Raw genomic sequence first — 23,606 nt, 5'->3', positions numbered from 1 at the left:
GAGCTATCAGTGAGGCCGATAGCTATGAATCTGTTCCAACTGCGTGCATTCGATGCCGTGGCCCGTGAGGGCAGTTTTACCCGCGCGGCGGCTCGGCTGTTTATCAGCCAGCCGGCGGTGACCGGGCATATCAAGGCGCTTGAGGAGCACTACCAGATCCCGCTGTTGCGCCGCACCGCACGTCGGGTGGAATTGACCGAGGAGGGCGCACGCCTGGCGGCCATCACGCGGGCTATCTTCGGGTTGGTCGACGAGGCGCAAACCCTGCTGGAGGCCAACCGCCAGTTGCTCACCGGGCGCCTGGAAGTGGCGGCGGATGGCCCCCACCTGGTGATGCCGATGATCGCCAGCCTGCGTGCGCGCTACCCCGGCATTACCGTGAACCTGCGTTTGGGCAATGCCCAGGAAACCCTGGCGGCGTTGCTGTCCGAACATGCGGATGTGGCGGTGCTCACCGAGGTGGAACCGCGCAATGGCCTGCACTTGCAACCCCTGGGTCAGTCACGGATTTGCGCCTTGGTGCCGGCCGCACACCCGTGGGCCAAGCAGCCCGACGGTATTGAACTGGCGCAGTTGCATGAGGTGATCATGGTGCTGCGCGAGCCCAGTTCCACCACCCGCCGCACCTTTGACGACGCCTGCCTGGCGGCGAATGTGCAGCCCAAAGTGCTGCTGGAACTGGACAGTCGGGAAGCTGTGGCCGAGGCGGTGGCGGCAGAGTTGGGCGTGGGCGTGGTGTCGTCGATGGAGGTCAGCCCGGACCCGCGTGTGCAGGCAGCGCCGATCCTCGGCGATGGCCTGCTGAATCGGCATATGCTCGGCTGCATGGAGCGCCGTCGCTCGCTGCGCTTGATTCAGGCGTTTTTCGAGTTGGCGTGAAGGCTTTCACGCACGATCTCCAGAAAGGTCGCGACCACACGGCGTGAACTCTGCTCTTTCAGGCACACCAGGGTTTCTTTCATGCGTTGGGTGCAATCGCGGATCGGCATGGCGTACACCCGTGCATCGGCACCGAACTCTGCCGCCGACACCACGCCCACGCCAATCCCTACCACCACGGCTTCACGGGCGGCCTCGCGGCCTTCCACCTGGATCGCCGGACGAATGCGCAGGCCGGCCTGGCGCATTTCCTGTTCCAGGGTCTGACGGGTGACCGAGCCGGTTTCCCGCAGTACCAGCGGGGTGTCATCGAGGTCGGCCAGGCAGATCGACTCGCGCCCGGCCCAGGCATGGTCCCGTGCGACAAAAGCCAGCAGTTGGTCGTCCGGCAGCGGCACTGACAACAGGCGCACATCATCGACATCGCACCCCAACAGCGCCAGATCGGCCTGGTAGTTGTAGAGGCGCGACAGTGACTCATCGGTATTGCCCGTTTCGATCTTCACGCTGATCCCAGGGTAGCGCTGGCAGAAGCGCGCAATCTGCGGCAGGACGTGCACGGGCGCATCCACCGCCAAGGTGAGGGTACCGGTGAGCAGGGCGCGCGAATCCTGCAGCAACTCTTCGGCTTCGGCCTCGATCACAAACAGGCGTTGGGTGATACCCAACAGGCGTTCACCCAGATCGGTCAGGCGCACCGAACGCTTGTTGCGGTGAAACAGCAACACGCCGAAGCGCTCTTCAAGTTTGCGCACCTGGTCGGAAATCGCAGGCTGGGTCAGGAACAGCCGTTCTGCGGCCCCGGTAAAACTGCCGTGAATGGCCACCGCATGGAAGGCTTTGAGCTGGGCATGGGAAACCGACATGGTACGTCCTCTTAAAACCTGAGCTTATATTTGAAATACGATAAATCGATTTTACCTATGAGTCAGCCATTGTTTTGATGCACCTCAGCCGCCGTAGGTTGAGTCCTACAACCACGGCGGCCATGGGCGCAGGCACATCGCACCCATCTGACCAATACCGCGCTATCCAAGGCCCGGCATTGCAGTGCTCAACCATAAGAACAACAGGCGTTTTCTTTCGATTCTGCCGGCACACTCACACCTGAGGTCAGAACCACCATGAATATCCCTATGGGTAGTATCAAGCGTTGGCGCGTGCAGATTTTCGCCATTACCTGGCTGGCGTACGCCGCGTTCTATTTCACCCGCAAAGCCTTTTCGGTGGCAAAGCTGGGGATTGGCGACGACCCGAGTTTCCCCCTCGACAAAATGACGATGGCTAACCTGGATGGCCTCTATCTCGCAGCGTATGCGGTGGGCCAGTTCACCTGGGGCATGCTTGCAGACCGCTTCGGGCCACGGGTAGTGGTGCTCGGTGGCTTGTTGATTTCCGCAGGCGCGGCGCTGGTGATGGGCACCTGTGCCACTTTGCCGATTTTTGTCACCTGCATGTTGGTACAGGGCTTGGCCCAGTCCACTGGCTGGTCGGGGTTGTGCAAGAACCTCGGTAGTTTCTTCCCGGCCCAGCAGCGGGGGCGGGTGCTGGGGCTGTGGAGTTCGTGTTATGCATTTGGCGGGTTGGTCGCGTCACCGTTTGCCGGTTGGTGGGCTTATACGCTGATCGGCAGCTGGCATGCGGCGTTTATTTCCAGCGCCGCAGTGGTCGCGGTGGTGGCCGTGCTCTTCTTTATGTTCCAGCGCAATACCCCGCAGGATGTGGGCTTGCCGACAGTCGAGCCCGAGCCGGTGCTGAGCGCCGAGCAGTTGGCCGCCGAACAGCGCGTGAGCGTACTCGAGCCCCTGCGCGCGATCCTGCGCAACCGTACGGTGTTGACCCTGGGGCTGGCTTACTTCCTGCTCAAGCCGGCGCGCTACGCGATTCTGTTGTGGGGGCCGGTGATCGTCTACGAGCAGATGCCGTCGGTGGGCAAGGTCGGTGCCGCCATCGTGCCCACCGCGTTTGAGCTGGTCGGTTTATTGGGGCCGGTGTTGATCGGCCTGGCCTCCGACAAGCTGTTCGGTGCTCGGCGCATGCCCGCCTGCGTGCTCAGCCTGTTGGCGCTGACGGTTGCCCTGGCGTTGTTTATGGGCGCGCTGCACACCGGCAGTGTGGTGCTGGTGATGACGTTGCTGTTTGTCATGGGGCTGACGCTGTATGGGCCGGACTCGATGATCAGCAGCACGGCGGCCATCGACTTCGGCACCGCCAAGGCCGGCGCTACCGCTGCGGGCTTTGTCAACGGCTGCGGTTCGGTGGGAGCGATCCTGGGTGGTTTGCTGCCAGGCTATTTCGATACCGTTACGGTATTTATTGTGTTTGCCGGTGCGGCACTGTTTTCGTCGCTGGTGCTGATGCCCTACTGGAATGCCAGGCCCGCCGTACTGGCCCAGGCCGGGGATTTTGTGCCGGACCGCAATGCGGTGATCAAACCCTTGCGCACCTGAGTACCCTGGCCGGTTTTTTGGTGGAACGAAGCGTTCTCGCGCTATAAACTCTGCCCCCAAAGCGCCGGCCAGTAGACGTTTCGGCGCGATGGAAATAAGAGAGTGAGTCATGGGCGCACAGTGGAAAGTCAAACATAAAGAAGCGGCAGCCAATGCCAAGGGCAAGATTTTCGGCAAGCTGGTGAAAGAAATCACCATCGCCGCCCGCAACGGCGCCGATACCGCGACCAACGCGCACCTGCGCCTGGTGGTGGAACAGGCCAAAAAAGCCTCGATGCCCAAGGAAACCCTGGACCGCGCGATCAAAAAGGGCGCCGGTCTGCTCGGTGAGACCGTGCAATACCACCGCGTGACCTACGAAGGTTTCGCGCCGCACCAGGTGCCTTTGATCGTCGAGTGCGTGACCGACAACATCAACCGCACCGTGGCGGAAATCCGCGTGGCCTTCCGCAAGGGCCAACTGGGCGCTTCCGGTTCGGTGGCCTGGGATTTCAACCATGTGGGCCTGATCGAAGCATCGCCGGACACGCCAGACGCCGATCCAGAAATGGCCGCCATCGAAGCCGGCGCCCAGGACTTTGAAGAGGGTGAAGAAGGCGCCACCTTGTTCATTACCGAAACCACCGACCTGGATGCCGTGCAGAAAGCCTTGCCGGAGCAGGGCTTTACCGTGCTGTCGGCCAAGCTGGGCTATATCTCCAAGAACCCGGTCAGCGGTTTGACCGATGAGCAGATGGCTGAAGTCGAGGCGTTCCTGGAAGGCCTGGACAACCATGATGATGTGCAGGATATGTTTGTCGGCCTGGCGGGCTGATTTCTATCTGAGTACACGCGGGTAATATGTGGGAGCGGGCTTGCTCGCGAATGCGGTGGAACAGCCAATACATCTGTTGACTGTCACACCGCATTCGCGAGCAAGCCCGCTCCCACATGGGTTCAGGGGTGCTGCAGAGATTCCAGCAGGGCCTCGATTTCCTCAAAGCCTGGTCGGGCCAGTACATCCGGCTGACAGCAGCGTTGTTGCAGTGCCTGCAAGCCTTCGTCACTGGCCTCAACCCGCTCCAACAATTCCCCCAGCAACACTCCGAACGCGCGCACTTCAATACGCTGCAGCGCACGGGTTTCCAACGTGTCCGCCGTGGCATGGAAGGAGGCCGCGCCAAAGTCTCCCAGCAAGCAATCACCTTCTGCGTTCCACAAAATATTGTGACCATACAGGTCACCATGGGTAATGCCGTGCCGATGCAGGTGCGCCGCCACCGAAGCAACGCCCCGCGCCATGCGCAGTGCCACGTCCAGGCTGAAACGGATGGTGGGTTCGTAGACATCCCGCGTGCACGACGCCAGGCTCGGCAGGGCTGCGAGGTTGCGGTAACTCGGGTCGATCAGCTCCATCACCAGCGCGGCCTGGTTATCGGGATGGCCGACGACGCGTCCTTCAACCTTGATCAGGCTGGGATGCAGGCCGGCAGCGATGCAGGCTTGCATTTCATGCAGCGGTGAACCGTCGCTGGTGATGGTGCCCTTGTACAGCTTGACCGCGACTGGCAACGCATGGGGTTTCCACAGCGCCTTGCGAATAATCCCCGAAGCGCCTTCGCCCAGGACTTCGCCCATGTCCAGTTCCTGCCAGGCGATGTTCGGCGTCGCCTCGTCAGCGCTTACCTGCACGGCCATTTCCACCGGATTGCCGGCATAGGCCAGCCAGGTCAGGCTCGGCAGGGTCAGCAGCCACTGCGGCAGGTGGGTGAGGCGGTTGGAGGCGATGCGGATCAACTCCAGGTTTTGGCACTGGGCCAGGCTTGGCGGCAGGTCGGTCAACTGGTTACCGGCCAGCATCAGCTTTTGCAGCAAGGGGCGTTCGCCCAGTTCATCGGGCAATTGGCTGATGCAGTTGTCGGTGAGGATTAGCCAGCGCAACTGTGGCGGCAGGGCGGCAGCGGCTACCTGGCTGATCTGGTTGGCCTTGAAGCCGATCATGCTCAGCTTGGCGCACTGGCCCAGGCATTCGGGCAGTTCGGTAAAAGCGTTGTCCGAACAGAACAGCACACGCAGGTTCGTCAGGCGGTGCAGGTCGTCGGGCAGGCTGCTCAGGGCGTTGCCGGTGAGGTTGAGGATTTCCAGCGAGTCGGCCAGTTCGAAGATTTCCCGGGGGAACTCGGTCAGCCCGCAGGCCAGGTCCAGGCGCGTAACGCCAGCCAATTGGCCAGCCTTGAGTTGGGCGAGGGTATTCATGCAGGGCGCAGTGCTCGGAAGGAGGCGTAAAAGGCGCTCATGATAGCGGCTCGGGCGCGGGTTGCGGGCACAGCGTGTGCAATTGGCGCAGGCGGCTGGCGGTGCGGGCGAGGTCGATGGCCTGGCCTTCCAGGCATTTATCCAGGGGCTGGTGACCGATAAGTGTCAGTTGCTTGTCCTGGTCGTAGAGCACGTCTACCAGGTTGATAAAGCGCTGTTGCACGGCGATGGGGCATTCGGCCAGATGCGGCAGGCCGTCGATGATCCAGTGGTCGAAGTCCTGGCACAACAATAGATAATCCATGACCGCCGTGAGCTGTTCGCACAGGTCGTTGAAGGTGAACGCGATGGTTCGTGCCTGGTGGCCTCGGCACTGTAACTGCCGAGTGCCGACCTTCAGGGGGTGCGCCGGGCAATCTTTGGCAGGCAGGCCCAGGCTTTCACGCTGGCCAGCCGTACCTGGCCAGACGTACTGGCCGCCCGTGAAGCGTTGTTGCGCGTGGGCCTGGGCCAGGCTGCGAAAGTCCTGAGGCGCACTGACTTCCAGCACCTCCATGCGCGCGGCGATCAGCTCGATCACCGGCTTGAAGCGTTCGTGGTACAGCGGGTTGGGCAGCAAGCCTTCGGGTGGGTAGTTGGAGGTCACCAGCACCAGCACGCCGCGTTGGAACAGGGCCTTGAACAGGCGGCTGATGAGCATCGCATCGCCGATATCGTGCACATGGAATTCGTCGAAACACAGCACGCGGCAGCCGGTCAGCAACTCGTCCAGAGTGGCGCCCAAGGCATCGTCACGCTCGCGGTGCAGGAACATGCCTTGGTGCAGCCGGGCGAAGAAGGTGTGGAAATGCACGCGCTGCTTCTCGGCGATGGGCAGTGCCTGGAAAAATCCGTCCAGCAGCCAGCTTTTGCCGCGCCCCACCGGGCCGTGCAGGTACAGGCTGCGCGTGGCCTGGCCGTTGAGCAGGTGTTGTGCCTCGTGATTCAGGGCGGTAATCGCCCGGATTTGCCCGTCACTGAGGGTATAGCCCTGTTGTTCGGCCTTTTTTTGAAAATACGCCGGGATAGGCGAGGCGTCCGAGGCGTCGGTTTTTTTACCCAGCAGGCGCTGGAGCAGGGCAAGCACGGCCAAGAATAAACACTCTGTATTACGGTGGTCGCTCACTGTAGGACGCCCGATGCCGTTTGACCAATAGGAAAGGGCCCCAAGCCATGCAAACTGGCACTTTCGCGTTAACTGGCTAACCTCATACACAGTTGTCACCCCTGTATAAGGAATTGGGGCTGTGAAGGGACCGGCGGTATTGGCTGTCATGGGCACGATGCTCTGCAACACGGTGTTTGCTGCGCAACTCCAGGTGGAGGTGCGCATCGACGTGCAGCGGGGTTGCCAGTTGGTGGGCACCACCCGCAATGCGGGCATCGAGCAACTTGGCGTATTGGATTTCGGCAGCGGCCCGCGTCTGGATGACCCGGCCGGCCCCCTGAGTGCGGCCCTGATCAGCCAACGCCAGCCGCGCCTGGAATGTAACCCCGACACGCCTTACCAAGTGCGCGTTGACGGCGGCCTGCATGGCGGCGTCGGCGAAGTACGTTATCTCGCCAATCCGGCGCCCTCCAGTCGGCCCATCCCCTATCGAATCTATGCCGACGCCGCGCGGCTGATCCCCTTGCCAGTGGACGTGCCCATCAGTGGCCGCGTGCCGGACACCGGCTCTGTCGACCTGCCACTGTATGGCCGCATCGAACCGCTCAAAGGCATTCCCGCTGTCGGCCGTTATTCCGACCTGCTCAAGGTCACGGTCACATGGTAAGCCGCTACCTGGCTGTGACGGCCCTGGGTGGCCTGCTGTTGCTGGCGGATGACGCGCAGGCGGCGGTGGTCAACGGCCAGGTCCACGCGCGTTTGGTGATCACCGCCAGTTGCGAAGTGAGCAAAGACGTGGAAACCGCGCCGGTCACGCCTGAGGGCGGCACGGCGCTAATGGATTTCGGCAGCCAGGGGCCGACCTGGAGCAACACGCTGGGCGCGTCGATTTCCGATGCCGACAAGGCGCCGCTGTCGGTGTCCTGCAACCCCTCGGTGGTCAGCAGTTTCACGGTGACCATCGACGGCGGCGCTAATGGCGACGGCACCACGCGGCGCCTGAGCAATGGCCGCCAGACCATTCCTTATCGACTGTCGGCTGATCCCCAGGGGCGCAGTGCCTACAGGATCGGCCAGCAACGCAATTTCGTCGTGACCCAGGGCGCCCAGGTACCGATCCCGGTATTCGGTTCCGTGGTGGCGAATACCAGGGCCCTACCGGCCGGCATCTACACAGACACCCTGACGGTGACTCTGGATTGGTAAACCATGAGGATGGATATCATGCATGTACTTGTATCGCGAATCGGCCTCTGTGCCCTGGGCCTGGGGCTGGCGTCCAGCCTGAACGCGGCGACCACGGTGACCGGGCAGATCAGTTCCAGCCTGACCTTGATCGCCAGTTGCCAGGTCAACGGCTCCGGGGCGGCCACCGGGTTGAATTTCGGTAGCTTGAACTTCGGCACCACCAACAGCCTGTTTACCAATGCCGACGCCCAGTTGCTCGGCGGCACCGGTACCGGCGGCGCGTTGTCGATCCTGTGTTCGGCTGGCACCGCGCCAACGATCAAGGTGCGTGCCGGCGCCCACGACGGTGCTTCCCCCGGTGGCACCCGTGCGCTGGCCGATGGCGTGGGTAACTTCGTGCCCTACGATTTCTACACTGATAGCGGGCGTTCAGCGCTGTTGGCGATTGACGGCGTGGTGACACTCGCCACCAGTACCGGCGTGGCGCAGACCGTCAACCTTTACGGCCGGGCGGTGGGCAAGGCGGGTCTGCCGGCGGGCACCTACACCGACACCGTGGCCGTGGAACTGACGTTCTAACGATGTGGCCCAGGGTGTTGCTCGCCATCGGCCTGGCGATGCCGTTGCCGCTGTCGGCGGTGGTCAACCAGAGCTTTCAGGTGAGTGCGACCATCACGCCGGGCTGTCTGATCGTGGGCGGCGGCGCCAACTACGGCACCTTGGCCTACGGCAGTTATTCGGCCCTGGCCACCAGCACGGTCACAGCGGCTCTCACTGGCGGCGTAACCCTGCAATGCACGCCGGGCGTGGCCCTGAGCATGAGCGTGGATGGCGGCCTGTACAGCAGCACCGGGCGTAACTTGCAGCTCAACAGTGGTAGCGCGCGGGTGGCTTACCAATTGTTTCGCGATGCGGCGTTCAGCCAGAGCCTGGGGATCAACCAGAGCGTCAGCGTGACCTACAGCGATGCGAGCAACATCAGCCTGCCGATTTACGGGCGGGTGGTTTTACCGGGCAATCAGCCTGGGGGGACGTACAGCGACACGCTGCAGGTGCAGCTGACGTGGTAGGGCTAACGGTTTTAAGGAGGGGTGTCATGGGTTGTGCTTTGCGACGGTTATGGACCGCGGGTTTCGCCTTGGGGGCGTTGTGCTCGGCGGGGTTTGTACAGGCGGCCAGTTCGGTGCTGATCTGGCCCATCGACCCGGTGCTGGAGGCTGACCAACAGGCCAGCGCGCTGTGGCTGGAGAACCGTGGCACCGAGACCGCCAACCTGCAGATCCGCGTGTTTGCCTGGAGCCAGAACGGTTTCGACGAGCAGTACCAGAACCAGCGCGATGTGATCGGCAGCCCGCCGGTGGCCAAGATCGAGCCGGGCCAGAAGCAACTGGTGCGCCTGACCCGCACCCGGGAGGTACCGCCGGGGCAGGAGTTGGCCTATCGCATCATCATTGACGAAATCCCCTCGGCGCTGCAGGTGCCAGCACCGCCGGAGGGCAAGAACACGGCAGCGGCGATTCGCTTCCAGATGCGTTATTCGGTGCCGCTGTTTGCCTATGGCGCCGGCCTGTGGAGCAAGGACGACGCTACCCGCCAGCGCGACCCCAAGGGCGCGGGCAAGCCGCAGTTGAGTTGGCAGAAGGTCAACGTGGCAGGGCGCAACTACATCGAGGTGCGCAACCAGGGCGCCGTGCATGCGCGGCTTACCGATGCGTCATTCAAACAGGGCGGGCAGACCCGGCCGTTGGTGGACGGTTTGCTCGGCTATGTGCTGCCGGGCGCGAGCATGCGCTGGCCGGTGCCGGATGCCGTATCGGCCGACCAGCCGTTGCAGGTACGCGTCAACGGCGCGCCGCAACTGGAGAGCCTGGCGCCCACGCGATAGCCGTGATGTAGCGCAACGGGCACACGCCCGGGTTTTAACAGGATGGAGATGTCCATTGAAGGACACAACGCCATGGTGAGTCGTGGTTGGGCTCGGGTTTTATGGCCGTCGGTGGCAGTGGCAAGCGGGCTGTGGGGCGCAGCGATGGCGGGCGACCTGCCGCCGCCGCCCGGCAGCATGGAGGCAGTTGCCGATGCACAGCTGTTTCTGGAACTGGTGGTCAACCAGATGGACACCGGCCGCGTCATCGCGGTCGAGCAGCGCGCCGGCCAGCTGTTTGTGCCGGCCAGCGCGTTGCAGGACGTGGGCATGAAACTGCCCGGTGAGCCCGTCGGCAGTGTGGCCCTGGACCAGGTGCCGGGCCTGCACAGCGACTACGACAGCAACGGCCAGCGCCTGCTGCTGGATGTGCCGCCCTCCTGGCTGCAGGAACAGTTCATCGGCAACCGCAATACCTATCCGCGTACCCAGGCCATGAGCAGCTTCGGCGCCTTGCTCAACTATGACGTGTATTTCAATGACACCGACGATGGCGGCAGTTACCTCGCGGCCTGGAACGAAGTACGGCTGTTCGACACCTGGGGCACCTTGTCCAACACCGGGCAACTGCGCCAGACCCTGTCCGATGGAATCAGCGGCGGCACCCTCAACAATGGTTACCGCCGTTACGACACCACCTGGCGTTTTTCCGACGATGAGCGCCTGCTGACCTACGAGGCCGGCGACGTGATCAGTGGCGCGCTGCCCTGGAGTAGCTCGGTGCGCCTGGGCGGGGTGCAACTTTCCCGGGATTTTGCCGTGCGCCCCGACCTGGTCACGTACCCCTTGCCGCAGTTTGCCGGTGAGGCGGCGGTGCCCTCGTCGGTGGACCTGTTTATCAACGGCTACAAATCCGACAGCGCGCGACTGCAACCCGGCCCCTACACCCTGACCAACATCCCATTCATCAACGGTGCCGGCGAGGCCGTGGTGGTCACCACCGATGCCCTGGGCCGCCAAGTGTCGACCACGGTACCGTTCTACGTCACCAGCACCTTGCTGCAACAAGGCTTGACGGACTTTTCGCTGGCCGCCGGTACCTTGCGCCGTGACTACACCCTACGGGACTTCGGCTACGGACCGGGCGTGGCCAGTGGCACGTTCCGCTATGGCTATTCCGATAACCTGACTCTGGAGAGCCACGCTGAAGCCTCCAGCGACCTGACCCTCGGCGGGCTCGGTGGCAACCTGCGCCTGGGCAACTTCGGCGTGCTCAATACCGCCCTCAGCCAGAGCCAGTTCGACAGCCGCACGGGCCAGCAACTGAGCCTCGGTTACCAGTACAACAGCACGCGCTACAGCTTTATGTACCAACGGGTGGAACGTCGCGACGACTACGCCGACCTGACTCTGGTCGATACCCCATACGCCAGTCTCAGCAAGCGCAGCGAGCAGGTGACCCTGAGCCTCAACCTCCAACGTTTCGGCAGCCTGGGCCTGGGCTATTTCGACGTGCAGGCGGCGGACGACTCGCGCACGCGCCTGCTCAACCTGAGCTGGAGCAAGCCGTTGTGGCGCAACACCAGCTTTTATCTGTCAGCCAACCGCGAAATCGGTGACAGCAACTGGGCCATGCAGGCGCAACTGGTCATCCCGTTCGACCTCAACGGCAGCCTGGCCTTGAGCACCGAGCGCAGCAAGGACGGCGCCAGTCGCCAGCGCATCAACTACAGCCGCGCGGTGCCCAGCGAAGGCGGGGTGGGCTACAACCTCGGCTATGCCCAGGGCGATGCCCCCAGCTATCGACAGGCCGACCTGACCTGGCGCTTGCAGTCGGTGCAGTTGCAGGCCGGCGTGTACGGCAGCAGTGAGGCCATGACGCGCTGGGCCGATGCCAGCGGCTCGCTGGTGTGGATGGGCGGCGAAACCTTTGCCGCCAACCGCATCAATGACGCCTTTGTGGTAGTGAGCACCCAAGGCTTTGCCGGGATTCCGGTGCGCTACGAAAACCAGCTGGTGGGCCAGACCGACCGCAACGGCCATTTGCTGGTGCCGTGGAGCAGTGCCTATTACCGCGGCAAATACGAGATCGACCCCTTGAACCTGCCGGCGAATGTGCAAAGCCCCAATGTTGAGCAGCGCGTATCGGTACGCCGTGGCAGCGGTTACTTGCTGGAATTCCCCCTGCGCCGGGTGCTCGCTGCAAGCATCACTCTGGTGGACCGCCAGCATCAGGAGTTGCCGCTGGGCAGCTTGGTAATGCACGAGCAAAGCAACACCCAGGCGGTGGTCGGCTGGGATGGCCTGGTGTATCTGGAAAACCTCAGCGCGCACAACACCTTGCAGGTCACCCTCGGTGAGGGCCGCACCTGCCAGGCGACATTCGATATTGATGAGCAGCAACAGGACGTGCCCTTGATCGGGCCATTAGTGTGCCAATGAGGCATCGAACAGGGAGTGTTCAGGTGAGGGGCAGCGTAGGGTTATATGGCGTAGGTTTGTTGTTTTGCGGGCAGGCGATGGCGGCGTGTTCGGTGGCGTCCACCGTGCCGGCCAGTTTCGGCTCAATCAGCTCAATGACGGTGCGCACCGCCGCGCAAACCAGCTCTACGACTAATTCGGGGTTGAGTTGCACCTCGGCGTTGATATCGCTGCTGGTGTCCACCGACCACTTTTACGCCACGATCACATCGTCGCAAAGTGGCATGGTCGGGCCGACCGGTGATGTGATCAGCTATACGATTTATGGCAACAACAGCACCAGCTATCCCATCACCCGTGGCAGCCAATTCGATTTCGGCGGCGCTGGCGGCATCGCCCAGAGCATTGGCCTGATCGCAGGGCCCGGCGCGAAAACCGTACCGCTGTACCTGAGCAGCATCACCGGCAGCAACGTCGCCGCCGGGGTGTACACCGAGACATTGAGCATCGCCTGGGTGTGGAACTATTGCTCGGGGATCGGCCTTGGCGGCATTTGCCTGGGACGTGACACTGGCAGTGGCACGGCGTCCCTGACCGTCAGCATGACCGTGACCAACGACTGCCAGATCACCGCCCCGAATATCAGCTTCGGCAGCGCGCCGGTGGTCAGTGGGTTTACCGCGGTGAGCGGGCAGACCATCAACATCGCCTGCACCAAGGGCAGCGCCTATACCGTCGGCTTGAGCGATGGCCAGAACCCGGTGAGTGTCGGCGGCCGGCGACGTATGGTTTCCGGCGGCAATTACCTGGCCTATGACATTTTCAAAAGTGCCGGCACCACGCGCTGGGGCAGTGTCGGCGCGGCGCGGCGGGCCAGCTCCACGGCCGAGGTCAACCCCGGAAACGGCTTGGGCAATGGCAGCCAGGTGTACAACTACAACGCCAAGGTCTACACCGACCAGCCCACACCACCGGCTGGCACCTATCTGGATAATGTGGTGCTGGACGTCGGTTTCTAGAATGGCGTCTGCAACGCGGCGGCCTGATCCACCGGGCTGACCATCGCATAGTTGTAGCCGCCGCCCGACCAGTAGTCGGCCTGCAAGCCATCGGCACTGCGGCTGCCGCGAGGCAGGAAACCGTTGTTCGGGCCCGGCGGGCGGATGTAGAAGCTGATGCGCCGGCCTTGGGCGTCCTGGTACAGCACCATGGCTGCCGCGCCTTGGTCGGTGGTGAGCAGGCGCCCGCTGACCGGCTTGAAACCGGCTTGGCTCAGGTCGGGCAGGCGATGGGCCTGGTTGAAATAACGGTCGAGCCAGGCCTGCATGGTGCCGCGGTCCTGGGCGTTGTAGTCGGCGGGCATGATGCCGTCCTGGGCAAACAGGCGATAGGCCTGCATGGCGTCGGTCATCGGCAACAGCGGCGGCTGGGTGGCTTCACGGGCGTGCCAACCGCCAACCCCGCCGAGGCTCACGGCGATCAGCAACAACGCCGCCGTGGCCAGGTGCCGACGGGACTGTTTCTTGATGCGCTGGCGAATCAGCGCCGGGTCCAGTGCCGGGTTGTGCGGCTGTTGCAGGGCGCCGCTCAATGACGCACGCAGCAGCTGCGCATCCTGTTGCCAGGCCTGTACCTGGGCCGCCACTTCGGGGTGGCTGGCCAGCCAGGTTTCAAGCACACGGCGATCAGTGTCGAGCAATTGGTGATCGACGTAGGCATGTAAATCGCGTTCGCTGGGGGGCAGGCTGATCATTTGAGTCTCCGCAGGGCAGGGCCGGTCATTTCGCCATCGCTGAGTTGACGCAGCGCTTGGCGTGCGCGGGACAGGCGTGACATCACGGTGCCGATGGGCACCTTGAGGATCTCGGCCACTTCCTTGTAGCTCAAGCCCTCGACGGACACCCACAGCAACAGGGCGCGCTGTTCGGTGTTCAGTTGGTCGAAGGCTTGCAGGGTGGATTGGGCCAGCACCGTGCGTTCCACCGAAGGTTGCACGTCATCGCGGCCGGTGAAGAATTCGAGCATGCGTGCATAGCGGCGGTTGCGGCGGTGGGCGTCGAGGAACTGGCGGTAGAGGATCGAAAACAGCCAGGCGCGCAAATCGCCCTCGATACGTTTATCGGCCCAGGCGACGATGGCGCGCTCCAGGGTCGATTGCACCAGGTCATCGGCGCTGCTGCTGTTGCGCGTCAGGGACACGGCAAAACGCCGCAACCTGGGAATGAGTTCACGTAACTGTTCGTCGAGTTCATGCATGGGCGTCTGGCTGGTCACTACGCTGGGACTAGAGAGACGTCCGGCGTTGAAGGTTATTCCCCGTCCCGCAAAATAAATCCAGGGCCTGGGAATAGAGCCAATCGGCGTTCGTCTTAATGCTCCGACCTTATGTTTCAGCCTGAGGCCTCTGGCCCTGGAGTTCCTGCATGGTAGATCACTCATCACCCCCCCGTCCTCCATTGAGCACTGCGAGCCTGATCGCACGACTTGCCGGCATCGGTGCCGTGGTTGCGGTTGTTGCCGGGGCATTTGCCTACGTCAATGGCACGCTCGACCCACAACGCCTGCGGCCAAAAACCTTGGTCAATGCCCTGGAAATCAATAACGGCGTGCATCCGGGCTTTCGCCGTAACCATGCCAAGGGCGTATGCGTGGCGGGTTATTTCGAGAGCAGTACCGAGGCCCGTGCCTATTCCAACGCCCAGGTGTTCAGCGAGGCCAAGACTCCGATCATCGGCCGCTTTGCCTTGCCCAGCGGCAACCCCTACGCGCCGGACAGCAGTGTGCCGATTCGCAGTTTCGCCGTGCAGTTCAGCCAGGCCAACGGCCAGCAATGGCGTACGGGGATGAACAGCATGCCGGTGTTCCCGGTGGGCACGCCCGAGGCGTTCTACCAGTTGCTCAAGGCCGGCGCGCCAGATCCGGCCACCGGCAAGCCGAACCCGTCAAGCATGCCGGCGTTTTTTGTCGCACACCCCGAGACAGCGCCATTCCTGGCCTGGGTCAAGACCGCCAAGCCATCGGCCAGTTATGCGACTGAAACCTATAACGGCATCAACGCGTTTTACCTGGTGGCTGCCGATGGTACGCGCCAGGCCGTGCGTTGGGAGGTGGTGCCCCAGAGCCAGGACGCGGCGGGTGATACCGCACCTGCTGGCAGTGACTTCCTCGAGCAGGACTTGGTGCGACGCCTGGCCGCCGGGCCATTGCGTTGGCAGTTGAACATGACCCTGGCCAACCCCGGCGACCCGCTGGACGACGCAAGCAAGACCTGGACCGGCGCGCACAAGGTCCTCAACGCCGGCACGTTGGTGCTGCAAAGCAGCCAGCCCCAGGCAGACGGTGATTGCCGCGATATCAACTTTGACCCGCTGATTCTGCCCAGTGGTATCCAAGCCTCCAACGACCCCTTGCTGGCCGCCCGTTCGGCCGCGTATGCCAGTTCGTACCTGCGCCGCGCCGGTGAAGTCAGCCCGTTGCACAGCGCCCCTCAGGAGTCGAAGCCATGAATGCTCAACCACGGTTCTTTGCGCCCTTGGCGCGCGTGTTGCACTGGCTGATGGCGTTGATGATCATCGCCATGCTGTTTATCGGCGCGGGTCTGGCGGCGTCGGTGTCGGAGCGCCATGAGTGGCTGATCCACCTGCACAAGCCGCTGGGCATTGCGATTCTGGCGCTGGTGATCGTGCGCCTGGCGGTGCGTTTCTCGACGCGCCAACCGCCGTTGCCAGCGGATTTACCGGTGTGGCAAAGGCTCGCAGCCAAGGCTTCCCATGTGCTGTTGTACGCGTTGATGCTGGTGTTGCCGCTGCTGGGTTGGGCGATGATTTCAGCGGCTGGCGACCCGGTGATGCTCAGCAGTAACCTGCAACTGCCCGCACTGGTGGGGGCGAATGCGCCGTTGTTCGCGCTGTTGCGCAAGGCCCACGGCTACCTGGCCTATCTGCTGTTTCTCACCGTGCTGGTGCATCTGGCGGCCGCGTTGTTCCACGGTTTGATCCGCCGCGATGGTGTCTTGCAAAGCATGACCGGCAGCAAGGATTGACCGCTCTTGTGGCGAGCGAGCTTGCTCGCGCTGGGCTGCGAAGCAGCCCCAAAACAGCCTGCTCGGTGTGTCAGGTGATCCGGCAGTGATTTTCATGGGGCCGCTATGCGGCCCAGCGCGAGCAAGCTCGCTCGCCACAAAAAGCTTGTCACAGGGGGTTAGCGCAGACGCCCGACGATATCAGCGACGCTGCTCAATACGTCCTTGCCCAACTGTTTTGAACGATCGCCTGACCAGCCAGTTCGCAGGTTGGGTGCGTCGTCGTTGTCCTTGAAGGGCATTTCCAGGGTCAGGGACAGGCAGTCGTATTTTTCTCCTACCGCGTTGCAGGCCAGGGTCATGTTGGCTTGGCCGGGCAGGTCGCGGGTGTAGCCGTGGGTGGTCTGGAAGTCTCGTGTCAGGTGGCTCAAATGGCTGCGGAAGTGTTTTTCCAGGGCTTCGATACGCGGGGTGTAGCCAGGGTTGCCTTCGCAGCCGGCGGTGAACACGTAGGGGATTTCTTCATCGCCGTGGATGTCGAGGAACATATCCACGCCGTACTTTTCCATCTGTTGCTGGACGAACAGGACCTCGGGGCTGAGTTCCTGGCTGGCGCTTTGCCAGGCGCGGTTCAGGTCCTGGCCCATGGCGTTGGTGCGCAGGTGGCCGTGGAAGGCGCCATCCGGGTTCATGTTTGGTACCAGGTACAGATCGGCGACGGCCAGCAGTTTTTTCAGTTCGTCGTCGCCGTCCTTTTGCAGGCGCTCAATCACGCCCTCCATAAACCATTCGGCCATGTGTTCCCCGGGGTGCTGCTGGGCGATGATCCACACCTTGCGCCGGCCCTCGATTCCTTTGCCTCGGCGCAGCAGTTGAATATCGCGGCCTTCAGCGCTCTTGCCGGTGGCCAGCAGGGTGACCCCGGCGTACTTCAGGGCTTGCTCGATCAACCAGTCATGGCGTTCACGGCTGTAGGGCTCGAAGTAGGCAAACCAGGCGTGCTTTTCCCGGGTCTGGAGGTTGATGTGCAGGATCTCGCCATCAAAGCGCGTAGGTACCCGGAACCAGTTGATATGGTCGTAGGACGCCACGGCGTTGTAGCCGCTCCAGGCATGCTTGTAGGACGAGCGCCCTGCGTTGCTCAAGCGAAAGGTATGGGTGTGCCCCACGTGCATGCCTTCGGCCTTGAAGTGGAACCATTGGTAGTGATCGCTGCGGGTGTCGGGTTTGATTGCCAGCAACAACTGATAAGCGTCGCTGGCATCCAGGACCTGGATGTTGCCGCTGTCGAAGTCGGTGCTGATCTTGATGGAGGTCAAGGCCACGGTCATAGTCTGGTTGCCTGAATATGAGTGATGTGGCGGCTATCTTACACAGGCGTTCGGTAAAACCTGGATGCAAAAATTGTTGCAGGGGGAGGGGGCGTCATCCGTGACGCCGCCGCAGCTTAGAGTCTATGAGATTGATTCTCAAGCGCTAATTCGCAGAGATACGCGCTAGAGCACTCGGACGACTTTCTTTGGGCGATAGTCTTTTGCTACCATGCGCGCCATCGAGCAACACACAGTCTTCATTAGCCTGAAGCCATGCCAGGAAAACTGGCAAAAAAAAGACCCGGCCAAAGAGCCGGGTCAAAAACCGTGATTAGCCTGATGAGGAGATATTCCAAGAGTCCGACCTAAGGTCTCTTGGTCTATCGACTGATCTCGCGATCAGCTGAGTCCAATAATAATCATTATCATTTGCAAGTCAAATGTTTTTATCCGTGGGATAGAAATATTTTTCTTTCATGCCTGCTAAGCGTTTGCCGCCGCTCTGGGCGCTTGCAACGACCGCTCCACCATCGCCTTCGCCATATCGATCAAATACACCACTGAAAACGCCAGGTCGCGCTGGTTGCCCTGATGGGTGCACGCCGACTCGTAGGCGGTTGCCGCTGCACTGCGCAACAGGTCCGAGGCGTGTATCAGGGCCTCCTCCTGGCTGACTTCGGGTTTGATCGCGAACATGGCCCCGTCCGAATCCGGCGTCGACCGATTTTCTTTCAAGTAGTAGTCCAGTGCGCGCTGGGCCGCGCCACTGTTGCACATGTCGTTTACTTCAGTCAGTTCGGGCGTTGGGTGCGTGCGGGTCGTCATAAGCGGCAATACTCCGGTGGGTGTCGAAATCCTTGGGCTTGATGATAGTACGTATCGTATTCCTGTCGTTTTATGGATTACTACAAACTGTTTATTGCCCGCAAAAACGGGCGCCGTATTGTGATGCGCCATGGATAACTGGATAGCGTTGGTCAAGGCCAACATGAAAGACCGCAAGGTCACGCAGGATGAACTGGCGCGGCGCCTGGGCATGTCCCAGGGCGGCGTCGGCCATTGGCTCAATAAACGCCGTGTGCCGAGCCTGGCGGACATGAACCGTGTGCTCGCCGAACTGGGGTTGGGGTATTTGGAGGTGGCGCTGGAGATTCGTGAACGGGCCGCGCAAGTGCCGGAACTGGACCCCCACTACAATCCGTATTTCCGCTACCCGGTCAGCGACTGGAAGCAGGCCTGCGAGCTGCGTGAGGAGCGTGCGCCTTATAGAACCGAGCGCTACGAATTGACCGATTACCACGCCCGAGGCGAGGCATTCTGGTTGCCGGTGACGGGAGACGCCATGACCGCCCCCACGGGTATGAGTATTGCGGCTGGCATGATGATCCTGGTTGACCCGGCCATCGCACCCGAGCCCGGCAGGCTGGTGGTGGCCCAATGGGCCGGTAACCCCCAGGCCACCTTTCGCCAATTGCAGGAAGAAAGCGGCCAGCACTACCTGGTGCCGCTCAACCCCACTTACCCCAAGGTGCTGCTCAGCGACGGCTGCCGCCTCCTGGGTGTGGTGGTGCAAGCCACGGCGAAGTTCTAGTCGGCTGTTTCCAGCTCCACCAGCGCGCTGCCTTCGGCTACCATTTCACCTTCCTGGCAGAACAGCGCCTTGACTACCCCGGCGTGGGGCGCACGGATGCTGTGTTCCATCTTCATGGCTTCGAGCACCACCAGTTGAGTACCAGCCTCAACGGTTTGGCCCACCTCCACGAGCACCCGCACGATGCTGCCGTTCATGGGGGCGGTGAGGCCGCCCTGATGGGATTGATTGGCCTCGACCGCCGCAATCGGGTCGAACAGGCTGACGGCATGCATCTCGCCGTCCCAACGCAGGTACAGGCTGCCTTCACTGCGCACCGCCAGATGAGCACGGCGCACGCCCTGATGTTCAGTCAGCAACTGTTCGCCGCATAACTGAGACGGTTGCCCGGTCAGTGTCACCAGCCGATCCTGCCCATTGCAGCTCAGGTGCAGCGACACCTCGGCAGGCAGGCCCGCGCGAAAGCCCTGGTGACTTGCCCAAGGCCCGTCACCCACCGGCAAGCTCTGCATAAACGCCGAGCCCGCCGCTTGCCAGAACTCATCGCTCAAGGCTCCTGGCGTCGGCAACAGCTCACCCTGATAGCGCGGGATAAACCCGGTATCCAACTCGGCCGCGGCAAACGCAGGGTGCCCGATGATGCGCCGCAAAAAGCCCAGGTTGGTCTTGAGCCCGCCGACCGCAAACTCATCCAGCATGCTTAATAAGCGCAGGCGCGCCTGTTCGCGGTCTTCACCCCAGGCAATCAACTTGCCGAGCATCGGGTCGTAGAAGGGCGACACGCTGTCGCCTTGCTCGACGCCGCTATCCACCCGGCGTCCAGGGCCCGGGCTGGACTCGCGGTACAGCGCCAGGTGCCCGGTGGCCGGCAGAAAGTCATTGGCCGGGTCTTCGGCATACAGCCGCACTTCAATTGCATGACCGTTCAACGCGACCTGCTCTTGCGTGATCGGCAGCGCCTCGCCCTGGGCAACCCGGATCTGCCAGGCCACCAGGTCGAGGCCGGTAATCGCTTCGGTCACCGGATGCTCCACCTGCAGCCGCGTGTTCATCTCCATGAAGAAAAACTCGCCACGGGCATCCAGCAAAAACTCCACCGTACCTGCGCCGACATACCCGATGGCCTGGGCAGCGCGCACGGCCGCTTCGCCCATGGCCCGGCGCTGCTCGACACTCAAGCCGGGTGCCGGGGCTTCTTCCACGACCTTTTGATGACGACGCTGGATCGAGCAGTCGCGTTCATTGAGGTACAAGCAATGACCCTGCTGGTCGGCAAACACTTGGATCTCGACATGCCGCGGCTTGAGCAGGTATTTCTCCACCAGCATCTGCCCGTTGCCGAACGACGACAGCGCCTCACGCTGGGCGGAAGCCAGGGCTTCGGCCAGTTGGCTGACGTCCTCGACCACTTTCATGCCCTTGCCACCGCCACCCGCCGTGGCCTTGAGCAGCACCGGGTAGCCGATACGCTCACAGGCGGCGCGGAAGGTCTCCAGGTCTTGGGCCTCGCCGTGATAACCCGGCACAAGGGGTACGCCAGCCGTTTCCATCAAGGCCTTGGCCGCGGATTTGCTGCCCATGGCGTCGATGGCCGAGGCGGGCGGGCCGAGGAAGATCAAGCCTGCCGCCTCGATGGCCCGGGCGAAGCCGGCGTTTTCCGAGAGGAAGCCGTAGCCGGGGTGAATCGCCTGGGCGCCGCTGGCGTGGGCGGCGGCAATCAGCTTGTCGATTTGCAGGTAACTATCGGTGGCCTTGCTGCCGCCCAGGTCGACGCGGATATCGGCTTCACGGCTATGGCGGGCATCGCGGTCGATGGCGCTGTGCACAGCCACGGTGGTCAACCCCATGGCCTTGGCGGTACGCATGACCCGGCAGGCGATTTCGCCACGGTTGGCCACCAGAACGGTGTTGAGTGTGCTCATGAACGCGGCTCCTGGGTTTGCCAACTTGGCGCACGTTTTTGCAGAAATGCACGCAAACCTTCCTGGCCCTCGGCGCTCACCCGGATGCGCGCAATGGCGTTTTCGCAATAGCGGCGCAGCGCGGGGGTGAGGGCACCGTTGCCCACTTCCCGCAGCAAATCCTTACTGGCACGCATGGCCGCCGGGCTGTTTTGCAGCAGGTTGGTGACCCACTGGTCCACCTGTTGATCCAGGCTCTCGGCAGGATAACTTTCCGCCAGCAAGCCGATCTCCCGTGCGCGTTGGCCGCCGAACCGCTCGGCTGTGAGTGCATAACGACGGGCAGCGCGTTCGCCGATGGCCTGCACCACGAACGGGCTGATCACCGCCGGCGCCAGGCCGATACGCACTTCCGACAGGCAGAACTGCGCGTCGTCGGCACCGATGGCCATGTCACAGCAGCTGATCAGGCCCAGCGCGCCCCCGTAGGCCGCACCTTGCACCACCGCCAGCGTGGGGATTTTCAGTTTGGACAGGTTGTACATCAGCTCTGCCAGTTCCCGGGCGTCGTCCAGGTTGGTGTGGTAGTCCAGCTCGGCCGATTGCTGCATCCAGGCCAGGTCGGCACCGGCGCTGAAGTGCTTGCCACGCCCGCGCAGTACCAGGAAGCGCAGGGACGGGTCGCCTTGTACGCGGTCAAGAGCCAGGATCAATTCGCGGATCATCTCGGCGTTGAACGCGTTGTTCTTGGCTTCGCGGCTGAGCCACAGCGTGGCAAAGCCACGGCGGTCAGTGATCAGTTCGAGGGTGTTGAAGTCGCTCATGCAAGGAGCTCCATGATAATGAGAGGCCTCCTGTAGGAGCGAGCTTGTTGTGGCGAGCAAGCTTGCTTGCGCTGGGGTGCGCAGCGCCCCCAAAAAAGCCGGGACTGCTGCGCAGTCAGCGGGAGCAAGCTCCCTCGCCACAACAGGCGCGCTCCTACAGGTTACATGCGGAACACGCCGAAGCGGCTCGGCTCGATGGGGGCGTTCAGTGCGGCGGACAAGGCCAGGGCCAGCACGTCACGGGTCTGCAGCGGGTCGATCACGCCGTCATCCCACAAGCGCGCGCTGGAGTAGTAGGGATGGCCCTGGGTTTCATACTGGTCGAGGATCGGCTGCTTGATCGCGGCTTCCTCCTCGGCACTGAAACCGTTGCCGGCGCGCTCAGCCTGTTCGCGCTTGACCTGTGCCAACACCCCGGCGGCCTGTTCGGCCCCCATCACGCCAATGCGTGCGTTGGGCCACATCCACAAAAAGCGCGGGTCGTAGGCGCGGCCACACATCCCATAGTTACCCGCACCAAAGCTGCCACCGATGATCACGGTGAATTTCGGCACCTTGGCGCACGCCACGGCGGTGACCAGCTTGGCGCCGTGCTTGGCAATGCCGCCGGCTTCGTACTTCTGGCCGACCATGAAGCCGGTGATGTTTTGCAGGAACAGCAGTGGAATCCCGCGCTGGCAGGCCAGTTCGATAAAGTGCGCGCCTTTTTGCGCGGCTTCGGCGAAGAGGATGCCGTTGTTGGCCAGGATCGCTATCGGGTAGCCATGCAAGTGCGCAAAGCCGCACACCAGGGTCGTGCCGAACAGGGCCTTGAACTCATCGAACACCGAGCCGTCCACCAGCCGTGCGATGACTTCGCGCACATCAAAGGGTTGCTTGGCATCCGCCGGGATCACGCCGTACAACTCTTCGCTGCTGTACAGCGGCGCCACCGGCGGGCGTTGCAGCAGCTCACCCTGCTTGCGCCAATTGAGGTTGGCCACGCTGCGCCGGGCCAGCGCCAGGGCGTGTTCATCGCTGTCGGCATAGTGGTCGGCCACGCCCGAGACCTTGCAGTGCACATCGGCGCCACCCAGCTCTTCGGCGCTCACCACTTCACCGGTGGCGGCCTTCACCAGCGGCGGGCCGGCAAGGAAGATGGTGGCTTGCTGGCGCACCATGATCGCTTCGTCGGCCATGGCCGGCACGTAGGCGCCGCCGGCGGTGCACGAGCCCATCACCACGGCAATCTGAGGAATGCCCTGGGCGCTCATATTGGCCTGGTTGAAGAAGATCCGCCCGAAATGCTCACGGTCGGGGAACACCTCGTCCTGGCGCGGCAGGTTGGCGCCGCCGGAGTCCACCAGGTAGATACACGGCAGGCGGTTTTGCTCGGCGATGGTCTGGGCGCGCAGGTGTTTTTTAACGGTCAGCGGGTAATAGGAGCCGCCTTTGACCGTGGCATCGTTGGCCACAATCATGCATTCGACGCCTTCCACCCGGCCGATGCCGGCAATCACCCCGGCAGCCGGGACGTCTTCGCCATACACCTGGTGGGCGGCCAGTTGGCTCAGCTCGAGAAACGGCGAACCCGGATCGAGCAGACGGTTGATACGCTCGCGGGGCAACAGCTTGCCGCGTGACGTGTGGCGTTCCTGGGCCTTGGCGCCGCCACCTTGATGGACGTGGGCGAGCAGGCTGTGCAGGGCGTCGACCTGTTCAAGCATCGCCGCGTGGTTGGCGGCGAATTCCGCCGAGCGCGGGTTGAGCTGGGTGTGCAAGGTGGCCATGGG

23 protein-coding genes are annotated in these 23,606 nt (G+C 62.7%); 13 read left to right on the top strand and 10 right to left on the bottom strand.

Translation table 11 applies throughout. The features are described 5' to 3' along the window. The first annotated feature begins 24 nt into the window (after nucleotides 1-24). The gene (locus ACP7CZ_RS01570; protein ID WP_294196130.1) at nucleotides 25-879 is read left to right on the top strand and encodes a LysR substrate-binding domain-containing protein; all 855 of its coding nucleotides are present in this window, start codon (nucleotides 25-27) and stop codon (nucleotides 877-879) included. Here the strand turns inward: ACP7CZ_RS01570 and ACP7CZ_RS01565 are convergent. Continuing rightward, nucleotides 855-1,745, bottom strand: a complete 891-nt coding sequence (locus ACP7CZ_RS01565; RefSeq protein WP_294196131.1) for a LysR substrate-binding domain-containing protein — start codon at nucleotides 1,743-1,745, stop codon at nucleotides 855-857. The two genes, ACP7CZ_RS01570 and ACP7CZ_RS01565, sit on opposite strands and share 25 nt — an antisense overlap. A gap of 258 nt (nucleotides 1,746-2,003) precedes the next feature. Here ACP7CZ_RS01565 and ACP7CZ_RS01560 point away from each other — a divergent pair, with 258 nt between their 5' ends. Continuing rightward, nucleotides 2,004-3,329, top strand: a complete 1,326-nt coding sequence (locus ACP7CZ_RS01560) for an MFS transporter (protein ID WP_294196132.1) — start codon at nucleotides 2,004-2,006, stop codon at nucleotides 3,327-3,329. A 109-nt stretch (nucleotides 3,330-3,438) separates the two neighbouring features. Beyond that, nucleotides 3,439-4,143, top strand: a complete 705-nt coding sequence (locus ACP7CZ_RS01555; RefSeq protein WP_003192227.1) for a YebC/PmpR family DNA-binding transcriptional regulator — start codon at nucleotides 3,439-3,441, stop codon at nucleotides 4,141-4,143. Between the two features lie 122 nt (nucleotides 4,144-4,265). Here the strand turns inward: ACP7CZ_RS01555 and ACP7CZ_RS01550 are convergent, their stop codons facing one another. Together ACP7CZ_RS01550 and zapE are read right to left on the bottom strand one after the other, a co-directional pair. Beyond that, complete coding sequence (locus tag ACP7CZ_RS01550) at nucleotides 4,266-5,564, bottom strand: protein kinase (protein ID WP_294196135.1); 1,299 nt, start codon at nucleotides 5,562-5,564, stop codon at nucleotides 4,266-4,268. Nucleotides 5,565-5,601: 37 nt separating this feature from the next. After that, entirely contained in the window at nucleotides 5,602-6,696 is a 1,095-nt protein-coding gene (gene zapE / locus ACP7CZ_RS01545; protein ID WP_294196138.1) for a cell division protein ZapE, read from the bottom strand. 181 nt (nucleotides 6,697-6,877) lie between these two features. Here zapE and ACP7CZ_RS01540 point away from each other — a divergent pair, with 181 nt between their 5' ends. The 7 genes from ACP7CZ_RS01540 to ACP7CZ_RS01510 all read left to right on the top strand — a co-directional run bounded on the left by ACP7CZ_RS01540 (nucleotide 6,878) and on the right by ACP7CZ_RS01510 (nucleotide 13,203). Then, complete coding sequence (locus ACP7CZ_RS01540) at nucleotides 6,878-7,378, top strand: Csu type fimbrial protein (RefSeq protein WP_425049066.1); 501 nt, start codon at nucleotides 6,878-6,880, stop codon at nucleotides 7,376-7,378. Continuing rightward, nucleotides 7,372-7,917 carry a spore coat protein U domain-containing protein gene (locus tag ACP7CZ_RS01535; RefSeq protein WP_072446082.1) on the top strand — a complete coding sequence of 182 codons (546 nt, stop codon included), beginning with the start codon at nucleotides 7,372-7,374 and terminating at the stop codon, nucleotides 7,915-7,917. The genes ACP7CZ_RS01540 and ACP7CZ_RS01535 overlap by 7 nt, the downstream gene beginning before the upstream one ends. A gap of 18 nt (nucleotides 7,918-7,935) precedes the next feature. After that, nucleotides 7,936-8,478: a Csu type fimbrial protein gene (locus tag ACP7CZ_RS01530; protein ID WP_003192220.1), complete on the top strand. Its 543-nt coding sequence runs from the start codon at nucleotides 7,936-7,938 to the stop codon at nucleotides 8,476-8,478. A 2-nt stretch (nucleotides 8,479-8,480) separates the two neighbouring features. After that, a complete protein-coding gene (locus ACP7CZ_RS01525) occupies nucleotides 8,481-8,969 on the top strand; it encodes a Csu type fimbrial protein (RefSeq protein ID WP_054897269.1) in 489 nt (162 codons plus the stop codon). A 26-nt stretch (nucleotides 8,970-8,995) separates the two neighbouring features. Further along, nucleotides 8,996-9,784, top strand: coding sequence for a fimbrial biogenesis chaperone (locus ACP7CZ_RS01520; RefSeq protein WP_054897270.1), 789 nt, complete (start codon nucleotides 8,996-8,998; stop codon nucleotides 9,782-9,784). Nucleotides 9,785-9,856: 72 nt separating this feature from the next. Next, nucleotides 9,857-12,205 carry a fimbria/pilus outer membrane usher protein gene (locus ACP7CZ_RS01515; RefSeq protein WP_294204153.1) on the top strand — a complete coding sequence of 783 codons (2,349 nt, stop codon included), beginning with the start codon at nucleotides 9,857-9,859 and terminating at the stop codon, nucleotides 12,203-12,205. Further along, nucleotides 12,202-13,203 carry a Csu type fimbrial protein gene (locus ACP7CZ_RS01510; protein ID WP_175550960.1) on the top strand — a complete coding sequence of 334 codons (1,002 nt, stop codon included), beginning with the start codon at nucleotides 12,202-12,204 and terminating at the stop codon, nucleotides 13,201-13,203. Before ACP7CZ_RS01515 ends, ACP7CZ_RS01510 begins: the two co-directional genes overlap by 4 nt. Here the strand turns inward: ACP7CZ_RS01510 and ACP7CZ_RS01505 are convergent. Both ACP7CZ_RS01505 and ACP7CZ_RS01500 read right to left on the bottom strand, forming a co-directional pair. Next, nucleotides 13,200-13,937 carry an anti-sigma factor family protein gene (locus ACP7CZ_RS01505; RefSeq protein WP_034127926.1) on the bottom strand — a complete coding sequence of 246 codons (738 nt, stop codon included), beginning with the start codon at nucleotides 13,935-13,937 and terminating at the stop codon, nucleotides 13,200-13,202. The two genes, ACP7CZ_RS01510 and ACP7CZ_RS01505, sit on opposite strands and share 4 nt — an antisense overlap. Next, a complete protein-coding gene (locus ACP7CZ_RS01500; RefSeq protein ID WP_034127925.1) occupies nucleotides 13,934-14,440 on the bottom strand; it encodes a sigma-70 family RNA polymerase sigma factor in 507 nt (168 codons plus the stop codon). Before ACP7CZ_RS01500 ends, ACP7CZ_RS01505 begins: the two co-directional genes overlap by 4 nt. A gap of 167 nt (nucleotides 14,441-14,607) precedes the next feature. On the opposite strand from ACP7CZ_RS01500, the gene ACP7CZ_RS01495 reads away from it, so the two are divergent. Both ACP7CZ_RS01495 and ACP7CZ_RS01490 read left to right on the top strand, forming a co-directional pair. Next, nucleotides 14,608-15,690: a catalase family peroxidase gene (locus ACP7CZ_RS01495; RefSeq protein ID WP_294196145.1), complete on the top strand. Its 1,083-nt coding sequence runs from the start codon at nucleotides 14,608-14,610 to the stop codon at nucleotides 15,688-15,690. Continuing rightward, nucleotides 15,687-16,226 carry a cytochrome b gene (locus tag ACP7CZ_RS01490; RefSeq protein WP_032896571.1) on the top strand — a complete coding sequence of 180 codons (540 nt, stop codon included), beginning with the start codon at nucleotides 15,687-15,689 and terminating at the stop codon, nucleotides 16,224-16,226. Before ACP7CZ_RS01495 ends, ACP7CZ_RS01490 begins: the two co-directional genes overlap by 4 nt. Nucleotides 16,227-16,384: 158 nt before the next feature. On the opposite strand, the gene ACP7CZ_RS01485 is transcribed toward ACP7CZ_RS01490, so the two are convergent. Beyond that, the gene (locus tag ACP7CZ_RS01485) at nucleotides 16,385-17,536 is read right to left on the bottom strand and encodes a M14 family metallopeptidase (RefSeq protein WP_054897275.1); all 1,152 of its coding nucleotides are present in this window, start codon (nucleotides 17,534-17,536) and stop codon (nucleotides 16,385-16,387) included. Nucleotides 17,537-18,001: 465 nt separating this feature from the next. Continuing rightward, on the bottom strand, nucleotides 18,002-18,295 hold the full coding sequence (locus tag ACP7CZ_RS01480) for a DUF6124 family protein (protein ID WP_186527194.1): 294 nt from the start codon (nucleotides 18,293-18,295) through the stop codon (nucleotides 18,002-18,004). A gap of 178 nt (nucleotides 18,296-18,473) precedes the next feature. Here ACP7CZ_RS01480 and ACP7CZ_RS01475 point away from each other — a divergent pair, with 178 nt between their 5' ends. Next, nucleotides 18,474-19,109 carry a LexA family protein gene (locus ACP7CZ_RS01475; protein ID WP_054897276.1) on the top strand — a complete coding sequence of 212 codons (636 nt, stop codon included), beginning with the start codon at nucleotides 18,474-18,476 and terminating at the stop codon, nucleotides 19,107-19,109. Here ACP7CZ_RS01475 and ACP7CZ_RS01470 read toward each other — a convergent pair. The 3 genes from ACP7CZ_RS01470 to ACP7CZ_RS01460 form a co-directional block, all read right to left on the bottom strand. Then, complete coding sequence (locus tag ACP7CZ_RS01470) at nucleotides 19,106-21,031, bottom strand: acetyl/propionyl/methylcrotonyl-CoA carboxylase subunit alpha (protein WP_057974932.1); 1,926 nt, start codon at nucleotides 21,029-21,031, stop codon at nucleotides 19,106-19,108. The genes ACP7CZ_RS01475 and ACP7CZ_RS01470 overlap by 4 nt on opposite strands. Then, on the bottom strand, nucleotides 21,028-21,834 hold the full coding sequence (locus ACP7CZ_RS01465) for a gamma-carboxygeranoyl-CoA hydratase (protein WP_034127920.1): 807 nt from the start codon (nucleotides 21,832-21,834) through the stop codon (nucleotides 21,028-21,030). The genes ACP7CZ_RS01470 and ACP7CZ_RS01465 overlap by 4 nt, the downstream gene beginning before the upstream one ends. A 161-nt stretch (nucleotides 21,835-21,995) precedes the next feature. Then, nucleotides 21,996-23,603 carry a carboxyl transferase domain-containing protein gene (locus tag ACP7CZ_RS01460; protein ID WP_294196152.1) on the bottom strand — a complete coding sequence of 536 codons (1,608 nt, stop codon included), beginning with the start codon at nucleotides 23,601-23,603 and terminating at the stop codon, nucleotides 21,996-21,998. Nucleotides 23,604-23,606: the final 3 nt, after the last annotated feature.

Origin of the sequence: Pseudomonas sp. DWP2-2 (assembly GCF_049897065.1) — a bacterium.
In the GTDB taxonomy this organism is placed as follows: Bacteria; Pseudomonadota; Gammaproteobacteria; order Pseudomonadales; family Pseudomonadaceae; genus Aquipseudomonas; species Aquipseudomonas paracarnis.
Note: the sequence above shows the minus strand (reverse complement) of the source record. Positions and strands in the feature narration are given on the sequence as shown.

What these genes read in the sequence shown, in the direction of transcription:
- ACP7CZ_RS01570 (WP_294196130.1), top strand. Translation starts at nt 25, where the DNA reads ATGAATCTGTTCCAACTGCGTGCATTCGATGCCGTGGCCCGTGAGGGC.
- ACP7CZ_RS01565 (WP_294196131.1), bottom strand. Translation starts at nt 1,745, where the DNA reads ATGTCGGTTTCCCATGCCCAGCTCAAAGCCTTCCATGCGGTGGCCATT.
- ACP7CZ_RS01560 (WP_294196132.1), top strand. Translation starts at nt 2,004, where the DNA reads ATGAATATCCCTATGGGTAGTATCAAGCGTTGGCGCGTGCAGATTTTC.
- ACP7CZ_RS01555 (WP_003192227.1), top strand. Translation starts at nt 3,439, where the DNA reads ATGGGCGCACAGTGGAAAGTCAAACATAAAGAAGCGGCAGCCAATGCC.
- ACP7CZ_RS01550 (WP_294196135.1), bottom strand. Translation starts at nt 5,564, where the DNA reads ATGAATACCCTCGCCCAACTCAAGGCTGGCCAATTGGCTGGCGTTACG.
- ACP7CZ_RS01540 (WP_425049066.1), top strand. Translation starts at nt 6,878, where the DNA reads ATGGGCACGATGCTCTGCAACACGGTGTTTGCTGCGCAACTCCAGGTG.
- ACP7CZ_RS01535 (WP_072446082.1), top strand. Translation starts at nt 7,372, where the DNA reads ATGGTAAGCCGCTACCTGGCTGTGACGGCCCTGGGTGGCCTGCTGTTG.
- ACP7CZ_RS01530 (WP_003192220.1), top strand. Translation starts at nt 7,936, where the DNA reads ATGCATGTACTTGTATCGCGAATCGGCCTCTGTGCCCTGGGCCTGGGG.
- ACP7CZ_RS01525 (WP_054897269.1), top strand. Translation starts at nt 8,481, where the DNA reads ATGTGGCCCAGGGTGTTGCTCGCCATCGGCCTGGCGATGCCGTTGCCG.
- ACP7CZ_RS01520 (WP_054897270.1), top strand. Translation starts at nt 8,996, where the DNA reads ATGGGTTGTGCTTTGCGACGGTTATGGACCGCGGGTTTCGCCTTGGGG.
- ACP7CZ_RS01515 (WP_294204153.1), top strand. Translation starts at nt 9,857, where the DNA reads ATGGTGAGTCGTGGTTGGGCTCGGGTTTTATGGCCGTCGGTGGCAGTG.
- ACP7CZ_RS01510 (WP_175550960.1), top strand. Translation starts at nt 12,202, where the DNA reads ATGAGGCATCGAACAGGGAGTGTTCAGGTGAGGGGCAGCGTAGGGTTA.
- ACP7CZ_RS01505 (WP_034127926.1), bottom strand. Translation starts at nt 13,937, where the DNA reads ATGATCAGCCTGCCCCCCAGCGAACGCGATTTACATGCCTACGTCGAT.
- ACP7CZ_RS01500 (WP_034127925.1), bottom strand. Translation starts at nt 14,440, where the DNA reads ATGCATGAACTCGACGAACAGTTACGTGAACTCATTCCCAGGTTGCGG.
- ACP7CZ_RS01495 (WP_294196145.1), top strand. Translation starts at nt 14,608, where the DNA reads ATGGTAGATCACTCATCACCCCCCCGTCCTCCATTGAGCACTGCGAGC.
- ACP7CZ_RS01490 (WP_032896571.1), top strand. Translation starts at nt 15,687, where the DNA reads ATGAATGCTCAACCACGGTTCTTTGCGCCCTTGGCGCGCGTGTTGCAC.
- ACP7CZ_RS01485 (WP_054897275.1), bottom strand. Translation starts at nt 17,536, where the DNA reads ATGACCGTGGCCTTGACCTCCATCAAGATCAGCACCGACTTCGACAGC.
- ACP7CZ_RS01480 (WP_186527194.1), bottom strand. Translation starts at nt 18,295, where the DNA reads ATGTGCAACAGTGGCGCGGCCCAGCGCGCACTGGACTACTACTTGAAA.
- ACP7CZ_RS01475 (WP_054897276.1), top strand. Translation starts at nt 18,474, where the DNA reads ATGGATAACTGGATAGCGTTGGTCAAGGCCAACATGAAAGACCGCAAG.
- ACP7CZ_RS01470 (WP_057974932.1), bottom strand. Translation starts at nt 21,031, where the DNA reads ATGAGCACACTCAACACCGTTCTGGTGGCCAACCGTGGCGAAATCGCC.
- ACP7CZ_RS01465 (WP_034127920.1), bottom strand. Translation starts at nt 21,834, where the DNA reads ATGAGCGACTTCAACACCCTCGAACTGATCACTGACCGCCGTGGCTTT.
- ACP7CZ_RS01460 (WP_294196152.1), bottom strand. Translation starts at nt 23,603, where the DNA reads ATGGCCACCTTGCACACCCAGCTCAACCCGCGCTCGGCGGAATTCGCC.